The organism is Streptomyces sp. 12E, from assembly GCF_055633275.1.
The window spans coordinates 2,382,926-2,397,261 of the sequence record NZ_JBVNCJ010000001.1 but is presented as its reverse complement, the minus strand read 5'-3'; the positions used below and the strand labels follow the sequence as shown (position 1 = coordinate 2,397,261).

At 72.3% G+C, this 14,336-nt stretch carries 13 protein-coding genes; 8 read left to right on the top strand and 5 right to left on the bottom strand.

What is annotated here, in order from left to right:
• Window positions 1-343: 343 nt before the first annotated feature.
• Window positions 344-2,065, top strand: a complete 1,722-nt coding sequence (gene leuA, locus ACZ8ZB_RS11285) for a 2-isopropylmalate synthase (protein ID WP_470737579.1) — start codon at window positions 344-346, stop codon at window positions 2,063-2,065.
• 186 nt (window positions 2,066-2,251) lie between these two features.
• Window positions 2,252-2,953, top strand: a complete 702-nt coding sequence (locus ACZ8ZB_RS11280) for a TerB family tellurite resistance protein (RefSeq protein ID WP_470737578.1) — start codon at window positions 2,252-2,254, stop codon at window positions 2,951-2,953.
• A gap of 41 nt (window positions 2,954-2,994) precedes the next feature.
• Here ACZ8ZB_RS11280 and ACZ8ZB_RS11275 read toward each other — a convergent pair whose 3' ends face one another.
• Window positions 2,995-3,540: a GNAT family N-acetyltransferase gene (locus ACZ8ZB_RS11275; protein WP_470737577.1), complete on the bottom strand. Its 546-nt coding sequence runs from the start codon at window positions 3,538-3,540 to the stop codon at window positions 2,995-2,997.
• Between the two features lie 342 nt (window positions 3,541-3,882).
• Here ACZ8ZB_RS11275 and ACZ8ZB_RS11270 point away from each other — a divergent pair, with 342 nt between their 5' ends.
• The 6 genes from ACZ8ZB_RS11270 to ACZ8ZB_RS11245 all read left to right on the top strand — a co-directional run bounded on the left by ACZ8ZB_RS11270 (window position 3,883) and on the right by ACZ8ZB_RS11245 (window position 10,725).
• A complete protein-coding gene (locus ACZ8ZB_RS11270) occupies window positions 3,883-4,635 on the top strand; it encodes an SCO2525 family SAM-dependent methyltransferase (RefSeq protein WP_470741461.1) in 753 nt (250 codons plus the stop codon).
• A gap of 55 nt (window positions 4,636-4,690) precedes the next feature.
• A complete protein-coding gene (locus tag ACZ8ZB_RS11265) occupies window positions 4,691-6,532 on the top strand; it encodes an SCO2524 family protein (RefSeq protein ID WP_470737576.1) in 1,842 nt (613 codons plus the stop codon).
• A gap of 3 nt (window positions 6,533-6,535) precedes the next feature.
• Window positions 6,536-7,453 carry an SCO2523 family variant P-loop protein gene (locus tag ACZ8ZB_RS11260; protein WP_470737575.1) on the top strand — a complete coding sequence of 306 codons (918 nt, stop codon included), beginning with the start codon at window positions 6,536-6,538 and terminating at the stop codon, window positions 7,451-7,453.
• Window positions 7,450-8,415 (top strand): SCO2522 family protein, encoded by a 966-nt coding sequence (locus tag ACZ8ZB_RS11255; protein WP_470737574.1) that lies wholly within the window; start codon window positions 7,450-7,452, stop codon window positions 8,413-8,415. Before ACZ8ZB_RS11260 ends, ACZ8ZB_RS11255 begins: the two co-directional genes overlap by 4 nt.
• Before the next feature lies 1 nt (window position 8,416).
• Window positions 8,417-9,424 carry an SCO2521 family protein gene (locus tag ACZ8ZB_RS11250; protein WP_470737573.1) on the top strand — a complete coding sequence of 336 codons (1,008 nt, stop codon included), beginning with the start codon at window positions 8,417-8,419 and terminating at the stop codon, window positions 9,422-9,424.
• A gap of 80 nt (window positions 9,425-9,504) precedes the next feature.
• Complete coding sequence (locus tag ACZ8ZB_RS11245; RefSeq protein ID WP_470737572.1) at window positions 9,505-10,725, top strand: hypothetical protein; 1,221 nt, start codon at window positions 9,505-9,507, stop codon at window positions 10,723-10,725.
• Window positions 10,726-10,892: 167 nt separating this feature from the next.
• On the opposite strand, the gene ACZ8ZB_RS11240 is transcribed toward ACZ8ZB_RS11245, so the two are convergent.
• The 4 genes from ACZ8ZB_RS11240 to ACZ8ZB_RS11225 all read right to left on the bottom strand — a co-directional run bounded on the left by ACZ8ZB_RS11240 (window position 10,893) and on the right by ACZ8ZB_RS11225 (window position 14,291).
• A complete protein-coding gene (locus ACZ8ZB_RS11240) occupies window positions 10,893-11,213 on the bottom strand; it encodes a hypothetical protein (protein WP_470737571.1) in 321 nt (106 codons plus the stop codon).
• Window positions 11,214-11,397: 184 nt separating this feature from the next.
• The gene (locus tag ACZ8ZB_RS11235; protein WP_470737570.1) at window positions 11,398-12,201 is read right to left on the bottom strand and encodes a MerR family transcriptional regulator; all 804 of its coding nucleotides are present in this window, start codon (window positions 12,199-12,201) and stop codon (window positions 11,398-11,400) included.
• On the bottom strand, window positions 12,194-12,730 hold the full coding sequence (locus ACZ8ZB_RS11230) for a VOC family protein (protein WP_470737569.1): 537 nt from the start codon (window positions 12,728-12,730) through the stop codon (window positions 12,194-12,196). The genes ACZ8ZB_RS11235 and ACZ8ZB_RS11230 overlap by 8 nt, the downstream gene beginning before the upstream one ends.
• Before the next feature lie 34 nt (window positions 12,731-12,764).
• Window positions 12,765-14,291 carry an alpha/beta hydrolase gene (locus ACZ8ZB_RS11225; RefSeq protein ID WP_470737568.1) on the bottom strand — a complete coding sequence of 509 codons (1,527 nt, stop codon included), beginning with the start codon at window positions 14,289-14,291 and terminating at the stop codon, window positions 12,765-12,767.
• Between the last annotated feature and the right edge of the window lie 45 nt (window positions 14,292-14,336).

Genomic DNA, 14,336 nt, shown 5'->3' with positions numbered 1-14,336 from the left:
GGCACGATCGCACCGCGTTGCCGCGTTGTCACCAGGAGCGACATTGATTGGATGAAATGTCGGTAATCTGCCGCCGTGGAGGTGGCTGTGTGTTATCGGCTCAGGCGGTTTGTGACTCATTGCGCAGTTCCCCGTGCCCCTTTCGAATGCCGCGGTCCCGCATACTGATACATGCGGCCCGCGTCCGGGAGAGCTCGGCTAGCATGCTCCGCATCATGCGTTTCGGGCTGCTTCTCCTTAGCTGCCGCGGTGAGGGTCCGCAGTAGAGGCCGACCCCCTCCCCGCGGAGTTCGGCGCTGCGCCGTCGGCCGTCCATCAGGACACACCGAGGAGCCCCCGCATCATGGCGAACCGCCAGCAGCCCAGCACCATGCCGATCCACAAGTACGGCCGCTACGAGCAGGTCGACATCCCCGACCGCACCTGGCCGGACAAGCGGATCACCACCGCCCCCCGGTGGCTCTCCACCGACCTGCGCGACGGCAACCAGGCCCTGATCGACCCCATGTCGCCCGCCCGCAAGCGCGCCATGTTCGACCTGCTGGTCACGATGGGCTACAAGGAGATCGAGGTCGGCTTCCCGGCCTCCGGCCAGACCGACTTCGACTTCGTCCGCTCGATCATCGAGGACCCGGACGCCATCCCGGACGACGTCACCATCTCCGTACTGACCCAGGCCCGCGAGGACCTGATCGAGCGGACCGTGGAGTCCCTGAAGGGCGCCAGGCGCGCCACCGTCCACCTGTACAACGCCACCGCTCCCGTCTTCCGCCGCGTGGTCTTCCGCGGCTCCAGGGACGACATCAAGCAGATCGCCGTCGACGGCACCCGGCTGGTCATGGAGTACGCCGAGAAGCTGCTGGGCGACGCGACCGACTTCGGCTACCAGTACAGCCCCGAGATCTTCACCGACACGGAGCTGGACTTCGCGCTGGAGGTCTGCGAGGCGGTGATGGACACCTACCAGCCCGGTCCGGGCCGCGAGATCATCCTCAACCTGCCCGCCACCGTCGAGCGCTCCACGCCCTCCACGCACGCCGACCGCTTCGAGTGGATGCACCGCAACCTGTCCCGCCGCGAGTACGTCTGCCTGTCGGTCCACCCGCACAACGACCGCGGTACGGCGGTGGCGGCGGCCGAGCTGGCGCTGATGGCCGGCGCCGACCGCGTCGAGGGCTGCCTGTTCGGGCAGGGCGAGCGCACCGGCAACGTCGACCTGGTCACCCTGGGCATGAACCTGTTCTCCCAGGGCGTCGACCCGCAGATCGACTTCTCCGACATCGACGAGATCCGTCGCACGTGGGAGTACTGCAACCAGATGGAGGTCCACCCGCGCCACCCGTACGTGGGCGACCTGGTCTACACGTCCTTCTCCGGCTCCCACCAGGACGCCATCAAGAAGGGCTTCGACGCCATGGAGGCCGACGCGAAGACCAGGGGCGTCACCGTCGACGACATCGAGTGGGCGGTTCCGTACCTGCCCATCGACCCCAAGGACGTCGGCCGCTCCTACGAGGCCGTCATCCGCGTCAACTCGCAGTCCGGCAAGGGCGGCATCGCGTACGTCCTGAAGAACGACCACAAGCTGGACCTGCCGCGCCGGATGCAGATCGAGTTCTCGAAGATCATCCAGGCGAAGACGGACGCCGAGGGCGGCGAGATCACGCCGACCGCGATCTGGGACGTCTTCCAGGACGAGTACCTGCCCAACCCGGAGAACCCCTGGGGCCGCATCCAGGTCGCCAATGGCCAGACCACCACCGACCGCGACGGCGTGGACACCCTCACCGTCGAGGCCACGGTCGACGGCGAGCGCACCACCCTGACCGGCTCCGGCAACGGCCCGATCTCGGCGTTCTTCGACGCGCTGGGCGCCGTGGGCGTCGACGTGCGGCTGCTGGACTACCAGGAGCACACGATGAGCGAGGGCGCCTCCGCGCAGGCCGCCTCCTACATCGAGTGCGCGATCGGCGACAAGGTGCTGTGGGGCATCGGAATCGACGCGAACACCACGCGGGCCTCGCTGAAGGCGGTCGTCTCGGCCGTCAACCGCGCAACGCGCTGACCAGCCGAATCGGCGGTTCGGGGCCCCGCTCGCCGGAGAACGGCGGGCGGGGCCCCGTCACATACCGGCCATCTTCATGTGCGGGTCACGGAAAGGTCTCGTCCCGGGTACTGACTCCGCCTCATGGATGTGGCTAACATCACGCAAGCGGCGGCGATGATGCCGTGGCGTTGATGGAGGTGCGACGTGCTGCCAGGACGGGGACCCAACGGCCGTTCCGCTGCCGCCAGGCTGTCGCGCCTGCTGGGCACCCGCACCGCGTGGACGGCCGTCGGCGACGGGGAGTTCTTCTGCCCCGGCTGCGGCGGCGACCGCAACTACCAGCGGCTGACCGGACACCGTCGCTTCGCCCTGCTCGGCGTGCCCGTGCTGCCGCGCGGCGGGACCGGGCCGGTCGTCGAGTGCGCGGCCTGCCGCCGCCACTTCGGCACCGACGTCCTGGACCACCCCACCACCACCCGCTTCTCCGCGATGCTCCGCGACGCCGTCCACACCGTCGCCCTCGCCGTGCTGGCCGCCGGCGGCACCTGCTCCCGCGCCTCCCTGGAGACGGCCGCGGCCGGGGTGCGCGCCGCAGGCTTCGACGACTGCACCCAGGAGCAGCTGGCCGCGCTCGTCGAGGCGCTGGAGGCGGACACCGGCCGCTTCACCGGCGAGCCCTGCACGGCGGGCCTGGCGATCGAGCTGCACGAGGCGCTGGACCCGCTGGCCCCGCACCTCGCCGCGCAGGGCCGTGAGTCGATCCTCCTGCAGGGCGCGCGCATCGCCCTCGCCGACGGCCCCTACACCCCCGCCGAGCGCGACGCCCTGGCCACCGTGGGCGCGGCCCTCACCATCTGCTCGGACGACGTGACCCGCCTGCTGGCGGCGGCACGCACGCCGTCCTGATGCGGCGGCGTCCCGGCCGCTCCGGGACCGCCCGGGGCGCGTCACAGCACGAGGCACATCACCTCGCGGTCCTCACCCGGGCCGAAGTAGTCCCGGCGCAGTCCCCCGTCGGGCGGCTCGGGGCGGAAACCCAGGGAACGGTAGAGCAGGATCGCGGCGTCGTTGGCGGGTTCCACGGTCAGCCGGACCCGCTCGGTCCCACAGCGGCGCAGGCGCGCCAGGACCTCCGCCATCAGCTCCCGGCCCAGCCCGTGCCGGCGCCGGTCCTCGGCCACGCACAGACCGAGGATCCAGCTGTCCCGGCTGATCGCCGTGGTGGCCGCCAGCACGTAGCCGCGCAGCCTCCCGTCGCCGTCGTCGAGGACGAGCAGATGCCCGGCGTGACCGGCGTACAGGTCGTAGAGCTGGCGCAGCAGGAACGCCGGGTAGGCGACCTCCTGGAAGACCTCCTCGTCGAGCCGCTGCAGTTCGGGCAGGTCGGACTCCTGTGCCGTCCGCAGCAGCGGGGGCCGTGATTCCGGCAGAGGTGTCGGCCGGGTGAGGCGCTCCTCGTGGTCCAGGGCGCGCTCAAGCGGTTCGGCGGTCATGCCACCCCCAGTCGGGACGTGAGACGTCAACACGGCAGCCGTGGCCGCCGTTCACCCGAAGGGGGGAATGTGGACCCCGGTGGCGGCCGGTGGCTGCCTCTGGCCAGAGTGAGCGCCCAACTCGCCCTGCACAAGGGCGATTTGAGGTGTGACAGGACTGTGCTGGCGTGCGCCTGACGTGCGCCCGGTCGCGGAGGACTGGCGTGTTCCTGGCTGTCTCGGCGTGCCGACCGGGCTTACCGTGCGAACACCGGAGCCGCTTCTTCGTCCGTCGACGTCCACGGGGGACTCGTGCGCCGGGCCCACGGTCTCGTCCGACACCGAATGGAACTTGGCAGGGTGATGATGGATCGCAACGCCGACGCGCCATGGTCGCAGTTCGATCCGGAGGTGTACGTCGACCTCAATTACCGCACCCCGCTCGAGGTCGACCTGCTGATCGTGCGACTCATGCGCGACTATTTCAGCCGCTGCTACGAACGGGGTGTTCCGTCCTCGGTCCGCGGGGTGGACGTCGGCGCCGGCGCGAATCTCTATCCGGCCCTGTCCATGCTGCCCTGGTGCGAAAAGATCCTCCTTCTGGAATACGCGACTCCGAATGTCGGATATCTGGAGAAACAGGTGTCCGGCGGGGGATACGACACCGCGTGGGACGCCTTCTGGGACGTACTGAGCGAGGCCCCCACCTACCGGGACGTCGAGCCGCGGAGCCGGTTCGGCGAGATCGTCCGGGTGGAACGCGCCAACCTGCTGGACCTCGACGGGCAGCGGCGCTGGGACATCGGCACGATGTTCTTCGTCGCCGACTCGATGTCCGAGTGCCCCGACGAGTTCCGGCGGGGAGTGGAATGCTTCATGGACGCGCTGAACGAGGGCGCGCCCTTCGCCGCCGCGTTCATGAAGGAATCGCTCGGATACCAGGTCGGCGCGCACAGGTACCCCGCCTGCCGGGTCAACGCGGACCGGATCCGGGAGAGCCTGGAACCCTTCACCGCCGAGCTGGAAATCCATGACATGGACCACATGGTGAGGCCGGGTCACGAGGGGATGATTCTCGCCCTGGGGCGGCGGAATTCGGCGATTGCCGTCCCGTAGGAACGGGGACCATGTCTGAACACAGGGCAACGAGATCTGTGCGAGGGGTGCGGGGATGCAGATCAAGCCGCGGCAGCACATGCTGGACATCTGGCGGGCCATGGCCCGCCATTCGTTCGACGACGGAAAGCTCGTCCGGGAGGACACCGACGGGCTGAGCAGCGTCGCCGACGCCGAGCGGCTGCTCTGCCTGCTCTACCCCGCCACCGAGGTCCCCGCGTTCCGTCTCGACCAGCCGGACACCACCGAACGGGACGTGCTGCGCGCGCTGGAGGGGGTCGGCAGCCGGCTGGAGATCCCGCCCAACCTGATCGCCGCGCTCTCCCAGTTCATGCGCAGCCACACCGGGCCCGACGACAGCCCCACCTTCTCCGGCGGCCACTACTTCAGGCCGGCCGAACCCCAGCAGAAACTCACCCACGAGCAGTACCAGCTGGGCGTGGTCGACTCCTACTCCATGTCCGTCACGCTCTGCCTCGCCACGCTCGGATTCCTCAAGGTCTACGAGCCCAGCACCACCCGCCCCGAGGTGCGCAAGGCCATCGGCGAGCTGAGGGAGGCCACGAACACCCGGCTGACCGCCGCGATGATCAGCCTCCTGCGCTCCTTCACCGTCAACGTCTTCGACGCCGAGTCCGAACAGGGCAAGCGGCTCATCCAGGTCATCGGCCAGGACAGACAGTCCGACCGGGCCGTCCTCCAGCAGTTCTCCCGCCGGTTCCGCCCGCTGCGCGCCACGATCATCGAGAGCCTCAGCCGCGGCATCCAGGTCGACGAGAGCATCCGCGACGAGAGCCAGCTCTTCGAGTGCGGCTGGGCCTGGGGCGTGGTCAAGGACGCGCCGACCATCACCGACCTGGACGTTCAGGTCCCCGGCCAGCCCGACGGCATCGCCGACCGGCTGCCCTACGTGTACTTCACCGTCATCGCCCTGGACGGCATCCAGGACCTGTTCTCCGACCGCACCCTCACCCTGGGACTGCTCGACGCCGACCAGCAGAAACTCGCCGAGGCGTTACGCCTGCGCTGGGAGCTCAGCCAGCAGTACTGGTCGGCCATCGCCCGGTTCGGCAGCGAGCGCTGGCCCCTGGAGGACCTGCCCTGGCAGACCACCGGACTGCGGCTGGAGTCGGAGTACTTCTCCCTGACCGTCGCGGCCATCCTCGTCCACGACCTGGTCCGCCGGAAGGCCACCGACGACGACCTCACCCGCACCGTCGCCATCATGGAGCGCCTGGCCGACCGCGGTCGCGTCACCAGCCGCATGACCAGGAACGACCCCGCCATCGAGCTGCACAACCCGGGCGTCACCATGCCGCTCGCCGGCTCCGAGCGGTCCGGCTCCCCGCTGCAGTGGCGGATGACCGACTTCTCGGCCCAGCTGCTCAAGCGGATCATCCAGCTCGCGGAACTCTCCCGGAACATCAACGCCCAGGACCGGCTGCTCCGCCTGGGCGAGCAGGCGTTCGAGCACCTGTGGAGCCGGCGCATCGAGGACGGCGAGGGAGCCGGCCTCTGGGACCACGCCCGCGCCGTCTACCCCGAGGCGCGCGTCAGCCGGCGCCTCTCCTGGAGCATCACCGAACGCGTCACCGAGTGCCTGGTCGCCGCCCGCAACCTCTACGAACAACAGCCCATCCGCAGCCCCGAACTGGCCGAGCTGGCCCGGGACCTGCTCAGCGAGGCCACCCACCTCTTCGGCAGGGAGCAGCTGGAGGCCTCCACCAGCGCCGACGGAAGCCGGGGCCGGGCCATGCGGAGCATAGAAAGCCGCCTGGACCACGCCCGCAGCCTGGTCGACGACCGGCCCGCGACCGCGTTCGCCCTGGCCCTGCCCGTGCTCCGGGAACTGGACACCCTGGCCCAGGCCCGGGGCGCCGCCGCGCAGGAGGTGTGAGCCGTGCTCGTCTTCGCCGCCTCCGACAAGGGGGGCACCGGCCGCTCGGTGACCAGCGCCAACCTGGCCTACCAGCGCGCCCTCACCGGCGACCACGTGGCCTACGTCGACTTCGACTTCGGCTCGCCCACCGCCGCCGCCGTCTTCGACGTGCCCGGCGCGATGCGCGGCACCGAGGAACGCGGCCTGCACTCCTACCTGGAGGGCGCCGTCACCGAACCGGCCAGGATCGACGTCTGGCGGCAGACCGAGCACCCCCAGCTGCGCGCCAGGCCCAACCAGGCGGGCCGCCTGGTGCTGCTCCCCGGCGACGCCGGCGGCGGCGAGTTCGCCACCGGCGAGGACGCCCTGGAACGCTGCGTCGACCTCCTGCTGCGGCTGCACGGCGAGTTCGACCTGATCGTCGTCGACCTCAGCGCCGGCCGCAGCTACGCCGTCGACATGGTCCTCGCCGCGACCGCCCACCCCCGGATGCGCTACGTCCCCTTCCGCTGGCTGGTCTTCCACCGCTGGACCCGGCAGCACGTGATCGCCGCCGCCGGACTCGTCCACAAGGACCACGGCATCATCAGGGGCGGCGTCGAACGCGGCCACGACGAGGAGGCGCTGCGGGGCGCCGTCCGCTTCGTCCGGGCCGCCGTGCCCGATCCGGACTCCCCGCTGTGGTCCCAGGGCACGCCCGCCCAGGCCGCCTGGATGCAGTCCTGCGACGAGGCGCTGCGCCGGCTCGCCGCGGAACACCGCATCGGCGACAGCGTGGTGCTCGGCGTCGTCCCCCTGGAACCCATCCTGCAGTGGCGCGAACAGCTCATCACCGAAGAGGACGTCCTCTCCACGCAGATCGCCAACAAGGAGACGCTGGAGGCGCTGGAGGAGATCGCGCGACGTCTCACCGACGACGACTGCTGGGGGCGGCCATGACGGAAGCGGTGTTCCGCGAGACGGCCGCCGAACCACGCACCCAGGCGGTGCCCTTCTCCCATCTCTCCCTGGAGCTCGGCCACCTCTACATGGAGGACTTCGAGGCCGGCCCCGCACACCTGAGGCGGCACTTCGAGCGGGTGCGCCCCTGGGCGGAGGCGGCCCGCGCCACCGCCGCCGCCACGACCGGCGGCAAGCGTCCTCGGATCAGCACCTGCTTCCTGATCGACGACTACTTCACCCGCTTCTCCGCCCCGGCCGACGTCGTCCCCATGCTGCTGGAGGAGGCCGACCGGGCCGGGCTGGTCGTCGACTACCTGGCCCGCGAGTCCGGCTGCGCCGTCGCCGGCAAGGTGCCGGTCGCCGAGGCCGTGGCCGGACGCATCGTCGAGGAGCCACCGCCCGGCAGCTACGGGCTGCGCCCGCCGGCCGCGCAGACCGGCTGGCTGGCCAACGGCGAGCGCAGCCCCGTCGCGCGCGCCCCGCAGGCCATGAAACCGGCCACCGCCTGGCAGCCGCCGAAGGAGACCGCCGCCCGCCGCCACTCCGTCTTCCTCGACGTCGAACTCTGGGACGACGGCCCCGACGGACACCGCACCTGGTCCTGTCCCTTCCTCGCCGCGGTGTGGCAGCTCGCCCGCCTCGGACTGCTGCGCAACGAGGGCGAGGCCGTCCTCGTACCCCAGCCGCACACCGGGACCGCCTTCCCCGACGACTGGGACGAACTGCCCCCGCTGCTCCGGCTCAACCCCCGGGCGGACCCGTTCGCCGCCTACCGGACCTGCTCGGTGATCCCCAGCCGGTTCTTGCCCGTCGAACACGCCGTCCGCGTGATCCTCGACCAGATCGAGGTCGACCCCGGAGCACTGGCCCAGGCCGCCGAGCGCTCCGCCCGCGAGCACGCGGCCGTCCCCGACTCGGTGACCGACCGCGTCTCCTACGTCTTCTACGCGGGGCAGTGACATGGCGCCGGAGGGGACGCCGCCACCCGTCGTGCTCGCCTGCGGCGAGGTCCGCACCTGCCTGCTGCCCGCCCTGCAGGCCCTCGACAGCCGCTCCGCCGCCCAGCTCCTCGGACTGCGCGCCGACGAACGCGTCCTGCTCTCCGAACGCCCCAACGTCTACGGCCGCTCCCCGGACACCCTCACCGGCGTCGACTGCCCCCTGCCCAGCGCCGACGGCGCCAGGATCCGCGCCGTCGGCACCGTCGCCGCCCGGGCCTCGCTCACCGAGGGGCGCGTCCTGCAGAGCTCCGCCCACTTCCGCGTCCCCGCCGCCGGCCCCGACCACCGACGCCCCTGGGGCCACTACCTCGTCCGGCCCGGCACGGTCGAGCCGTTCGGGAAGCTGCCCCACGAGGCGGTCGCCCAGGGCCTGCTGAACGGCGGGCGGCACGGCGAACTCGACGTCGGACTGATCGCCGACGGACTCCTCACCCGCCTGCTGCGCCACCCCCTGCTCGACCAGCGCCCGCCCCTGAAGTCCCGCCCCACCCGGCTGCGCTGGGTGGCCCTGCCCGCCGAACGCGACGAAGGGCCGTCGATCGAGCGGTTCACCCTCGCCGAGGACGAACTGCGCACCGTGCGGCTCCGCGTCCCCCCGGGCACGGCCAGCGGCGAGATCGCCGGGCTCTGCGACGACCTCGCCCTGCACGACTGGCTGCTCACCACCGTCGTCCGCATCCTGGACGGCATCCGGCTGGGCGCCGCGGAACCGCCCGCCCGGCTGCGCCCCCGGTCCGGCGAGGACCGCCCCGCCGTCGTCACGGCACTGCGGCCCGCCGTCGACCACCTGCTGCACCTGTGGATGCCACGGGCCCGCGTCGCGCACGGACTCGCCCCCCTCTGGGAGGCGCTGGAGGACCGCCCCGGCTTCACCCGGCAGTGGCGGACCCTGGTGCAGCGCATCCGGGACCAGCTCGCCCTGCACGCGATCCCTCCGCCCCACCGGGAGGCCGAAGTGACCCCCTGACCGCGGGCCCGGCCCGCACCACTCCGACGCACATCCCCGCACCCCGATCCGACGCGCATCCCAACGGGGGGAGAAGCGAGATGAGCACGGCACAGTCACCCCAGCCCGAGGAGACGTCGCCCCCGCCCGGCGCGGGGGGCGCGCCCGGAGGCGAGGGCGCCCCGGCGATCCCCGGCCCGACCCGGCCGTCCGGCGCCCCGGACGTCCCGCCCGCACGCCTTTGGACGCGGTCGCCCGGCCGGGCCGAGTGGACGCGCGGACTCCTGACCGGCCTCACCGTCGGCCTCGTCGTCTGGGGCGTCGCCGCCCTGCTGAGCCCGGAGACCGGGGCGCTCCGGCAGCTCGCCGCCGCCGCGCTCTGCGCCGCCGCCACGGTGGCCGTCCCCCTCCTCCTCGCCCGGGGCCGGGAACCCGACGAACAGGCCCTGCGGACCCGCAGCGTCCTCGCCGAGACCGCCGCCACCGTACGGGACGGGCTGGAGCGGCACGACGACGACCTGCGGGCCGCCCTGGAACGGCACGACGACCACCTGCGGACCGGCCTGGCCCGGCACACCGAGGACCTCCGGCAACTCGTCGAGAACCGCCTCGCCCAGCAGGCCCCGTCCCCCGAGTCCTACCCGCCGCTGGACCGCGTCCGCACCGAAGGCGTACCGGAACTGGCCAAGCGGTTCGCCGAGGCCCTCTCGCCCGGACCGTCCATCCTCTACACGTTCGTCCGCCTGGAGATGCAGCGGGTGCTCGGGCACATGGCGGCGCTGACCAGCATGAGCGTGGAGTGCCACGGCGAGAACCACGACTGGATGCTCACCCTCACCCACGCCGCCGAGCGCTCCGTCGACGCCATCAGCACCTCCGTCGACCGCGAGTTCTGGAACAGCGAACCCGCCAGCCGCTACCTCGACGCCCAGCGGGAGGCGATCGAGGAACACGGGGTGCCGGTACGGCGGCTGTTCCTGCTGGCGAGCGCGCGCGAACTCGACGACCGGCTGCTGCGGCTGTGCGACGAGCAGCAGGCGCTGCACATCGAGGTCCGGGTGGCCGTACTGCCCGAACTGCCGCCGCACCTCCAGCGCGGCACCACCGACGACTTCATCGTCTACGACGAGGAGGTCTCCTTCGAGATCGAACAGGACCTGCGCGACGTCAACGTCAGGACCCGGCTCATCGCGCGCCGGGACCACGTCCAGGACCGGATGAAGCGCTTCCGGGAGCTGTGGGAGGCGGGCATGAGCGTCCGCGAACTGGAGGTGCGGGTCGACGACGAGGAGGACGGCACCTGGATGGTCGACCGGGCGTAGCTCCCGGCGTCACTCCCGGGGGAGTGACGCCGTCCCCGTGCCGCCTCCCCGGAGTACCCCGTAACTCGGTCCCACGTCCGACGATCCGCGCCCCTTCCGCCGGGAGTCCGGGAACCGACCCGCGACGACCGGGGAGGGAACCGAACGACCATCCGCAGCCCGCCGCCTCAGAGGGTGTGGTGCAGCCAGCGCCGGACGGTGCTGTTGATGCTGCCGGACAGGGCGCTCAGGCTCTCGATGGCCTCGCGGTCCTCGGGCCGGGGCGGGATGCCGGCGGCGGTCAGGGCGGCGTGCAGCTCCAGCCGGCGGCGGTCGCGCGGGTCGATGCCGGTGCCGATGCGCTCGGCCGGGTTCGGCGGGGCCAGCAGGTAGTCGCCCTCCGACTGTCCCTCCGCCGGGGGCCACCGGACGGAGCGCCCGCCGTCCTCGACGGCGCGGGGGTCGGCGAAGGCGTGCTTCGGGCCGTGCTCGAAAGCGGTCGCGGTCATGTCGGTCTCCTCACCGAGGGGTGTCGGTTCCGCAGGACAGGAGACCGGACGCGGGAGGAGCGGTTGCGCCCGCGCCGAAACGTCACGCCAACGGCGTCATCGGCAGCTCATCGTCCGGTCGGACGAACGGCTCGTCTCCCGGGGGCGTCGTCGCAGCGCCGCCGCACCCGTCGCCCTCCGCGCCCTACTGCCAGGTCGCGGTGTCGGGGTCGATGCCGTGGGCGCGGGCGCCGGCGTCGACGACGCGGCGGAACCACGCGGCGAGGCCGGGGCGGATTCCGTCGTAGTGGGCGGCGAACCCCGGATCGGCCTCGTACATGCGGCCGAGACAGACCTGCATCTGCCGGGTGAGGGGGAAGTACGAGGCGAAGACCTCGCGGTGCCGCTCGACGAGCCGGTTCGCCTCGGGGCTGCCGGGGGCGACGCCGGCGTCCATCGCCTCCCCGAGGGCGCGGTCGAGGCCGGCCACGGCGTCGGCGACGGCCTGCCACTCCTCGGGACCGCGAGCGGCCGCGCGCTCGGCGTACTGCCGCCACTGCGTCGTGTCCCCGTAGCGCCGACGGGCCTGGGCGGGCCAGTCGGGGTTCCAGCGGGGGCCGAAGATCGCGGCCTGCTGCTCGACGGTCAGCAGCAGGCCGCGCTCGTGGGCGTCGATCATCCGGTCGAGACCGGTGCCGAGCCGCTGGAGGCGGTCGATCCGCTCGGCGACCTGGGCGCGCTGCGCGCGCAACGCGCCGGGCAGGTCCATGGCCGGGTCGTCCAGGACGGCCCGGATCCGGTCCAGGCCGAGGCCGAGCTCCCGGTAGACGACGATGCGGTGCAGGCGTTCCAGATCACCGGCGGTGTAGAGCCGGTATCCGGCAGCCGTGCGCAGCGACGGCCGTGCCAGCCCGATCTCGTCCCAGTGGTGCAGCGCGCGGACGGTCACGTCCAGGCGCGTCGAGACCTGGCCGACGGTCAGGCCGTCGGTGTCCGTGGCGTCAGGCATGCCCCTCATTGTCGCCGCGACCGTCGTCCGGTGGGGTGATGCCGACGGCTGCAAGGTTCCGCGCCTCCTGACTGGCCGGATCGAAGGGCTTCGCCGCGGTGAAGACCACCCGTGCGTTCTCCGGGGTGATCACTTCCACGTCGCGGGTGTTCCAGGGAGTGTCCCGCGGCCCCTCGACCGAGTCCGGGCGCACCGCACGGCAGGCCTCGACGAGGGCATCGACCTGGCTGAGCACGCCCGCGAAGCTGAAGCTCATCGCCGGCGGCCGCTCCGGAACGCTCTCCGCCCGGACGAGGAGCACGTCCTGGAACGCCCACCGGCGCAGGTGCACGAGCCTGCCGGGGATGCCGAACAGTTCGAAGAACCCGAGCCCACGGGTCCAGAAGTCCACCGACGCCGCCAGGTCGCTCGTGGGGATCGTCACGAACGCGGGCATTCCGTAGATGCCGCGGAACGGCTCCGGCGGAACCGCGTCGGGGCCGGGAGCGGGCACGGGACTCATCTCGAACGCGTTGTGGTAGTCGCTCATGAACCCCACCTTCGAGCCTCACGCCGCGTGAGGGTCAAGCCGAGCGGGGGACCCCGTCCCGGTCCTGGCGGCAGTACGCGTCCCGCCGGGGGCGCTCGCCGGTGGTCAGGTAGTGGGAGACCGTGCGGTCGCCGCACTCGTTGCCGTGGGCCAGGTAGGCGTCGTGGCCGGTGGAGTCCACGGTGACCATGACGGCGCGGCGGCCGAACGCCTCGCGGAGCTTCAGGGCGCCGTCGAACGGGGTGGCGACGTCCCGTTCGTTCTGGATCATGAGGACGTTGGACGGCCCCCGGTCGGTGATCCGTACGGGCGCCTCGCGGGGCTCGTACGGCCAGGCGGCGCACGGCATCGCGTTGCGGGGCATGCCGGCGGTGAGCGGGAACTTCGCCCGGCTCTCGGCGACCTCCTTCCGGTACGTGGCGGCCGACCGGGGCCAGGTCACGTCGTTGCAGAGCGTCCCGGCCCCGACGGCGGTGACGTTCTGCAGCACCGGCTCGGGCGGGGCGGCCGGCGCGGGCGGTACGGTGCCCTGCCGGGCGGCCCGCATCAGCTTGGCGAGGGCCGGGTAACGGCTGGGCCGGTAGAGGCTGTCTAGCATGGTCTGGCGCAGGACGTTGCCGTTCAGCTCCTCGGGGTTGGCGCCGGGCCAGGGGATCGGTTCGCGGTCGAGGCGGGCGGCGAGCCGCAGGAACAGCGGACGGACCTCGGCGGCCGTGTCCGCGACCCGGTCCGGGTTGCCGGGCGCCGACGCCCACGCCGCGAAGTGCGGGAACGTGTCCTCGACACCCTGCTCGTGCCCGGCGAGCCAGGCGCGGGCCACGCGGGTGGGGTCGGGGTCGTCGTTGCTGTCCAGCACGATCCGGTCCGTGCGGTGCGGGAACATCTGACTGTAGACGGCTCCGACGTACGTCCCGTAGGAGACACCCCACGCGGAGATCTTCCGTTCGCCGAGCGCGGCCCGGAGGCGGTCGAGGTCGCGGGCGTTGTCGCGCGTGCTGAGGTGGCGGATCAGCTCACCGGCGTTGCGGACGCAGGTGGCCGCGATGCGCTCGGCGGTGGTGATGTTCTCGTCGATCGAGCCGTCGGGGGCGGGCCAGGGGCGCAGCTTGGAGGTGGCGAGGTCGGCACGGTCCAGTCCGCAGTCGACGGAGGTGGAGGGGGAGACGCCGCGGGGTGCGAATCCGATCAGGTCGTACTGGTCGCGGACCTTCTGGGGCAGCTTCTGCCCCTTGCCGGAGGGGTCGCCGAGGCTGGAGCCGCCCGGTCCGCCGGGGATGAGGAAGAGGGCGCCGCGGCGGGAGGCGGGGCTCTCGGCGGGTATGCGGGAGACGGCGAGGGAGATCTGCGGACCGTCCGGGTCGGCGTGGTCCATGGGGACCTGGAGGGTGGCGCACTCCTGACGGGGGTCGGCGCCGGGCGCGCCCGCGCAGGGTCCCCAGGTGAGGGACGGGCGAGGTGCGGGGCCGGGGACGGCGGCGCCGGCGGTCAGGGGCGGGAGCAGGGTGACGAGGAGGGCGGCGGGCACGGCGGTGAGGGCGAGGCTGCGCGTGGTCGGTGACATGCGTACGAGCCTCGTGGCAACTCGCCCCGCCCCCCATCCGGCCAA

Excerpts from the sequence above, each read along its gene's own strand:
- ACZ8ZB_RS11250 (WP_470737573.1), top strand. The coding sequence starts at position 8,417 with ATGGCGCCGGAGGGGACGCCGCCACCCGTCGTGCTCGCCTGCGGCGAG.
- ACZ8ZB_RS11225 (WP_470737568.1), bottom strand. The coding sequence starts at position 14,291 with ATGTCACCGACCACGCGCAGCCTCGCCCTCACCGCCGTGCCCGCCGCC.
- ACZ8ZB_RS11235 (WP_470737570.1), bottom strand. The coding sequence starts at position 12,201 with ATGCCTGACGCCACGGACACCGACGGCCTGACCGTCGGCCAGGTCTCG.
- ACZ8ZB_RS11240 (WP_470737571.1), bottom strand. The coding sequence starts at position 11,213 with ATGACCGCGACCGCTTTCGAGCACGGCCCGAAGCACGCCTTCGCCGAC.
- ACZ8ZB_RS11255 (WP_470737574.1), top strand. The coding sequence starts at position 7,450 with ATGACGGAAGCGGTGTTCCGCGAGACGGCCGCCGAACCACGCACCCAG.
- ACZ8ZB_RS11265 (WP_470737576.1), top strand. The coding sequence starts at position 4,691 with ATGCAGATCAAGCCGCGGCAGCACATGCTGGACATCTGGCGGGCCATG.
- ACZ8ZB_RS11245 (WP_470737572.1), top strand. The coding sequence starts at position 9,505 with ATGAGCACGGCACAGTCACCCCAGCCCGAGGAGACGTCGCCCCCGCCC.
- leuA (WP_470737579.1), top strand. The coding sequence starts at position 344 with ATGGCGAACCGCCAGCAGCCCAGCACCATGCCGATCCACAAGTACGGC.
- ACZ8ZB_RS11270 (WP_470741461.1), top strand. The coding sequence starts at position 3,883 with ATGATGGATCGCAACGCCGACGCGCCATGGTCGCAGTTCGATCCGGAG.
- ACZ8ZB_RS11230 (WP_470737569.1), bottom strand. The coding sequence starts at position 12,730 with ATGAGCGACTACCACAACGCGTTCGAGATGAGTCCCGTGCCCGCTCCC.
- ACZ8ZB_RS11275 (WP_470737577.1), bottom strand. The coding sequence starts at position 3,540 with ATGACCGCCGAACCGCTTGAGCGCGCCCTGGACCACGAGGAGCGCCTC.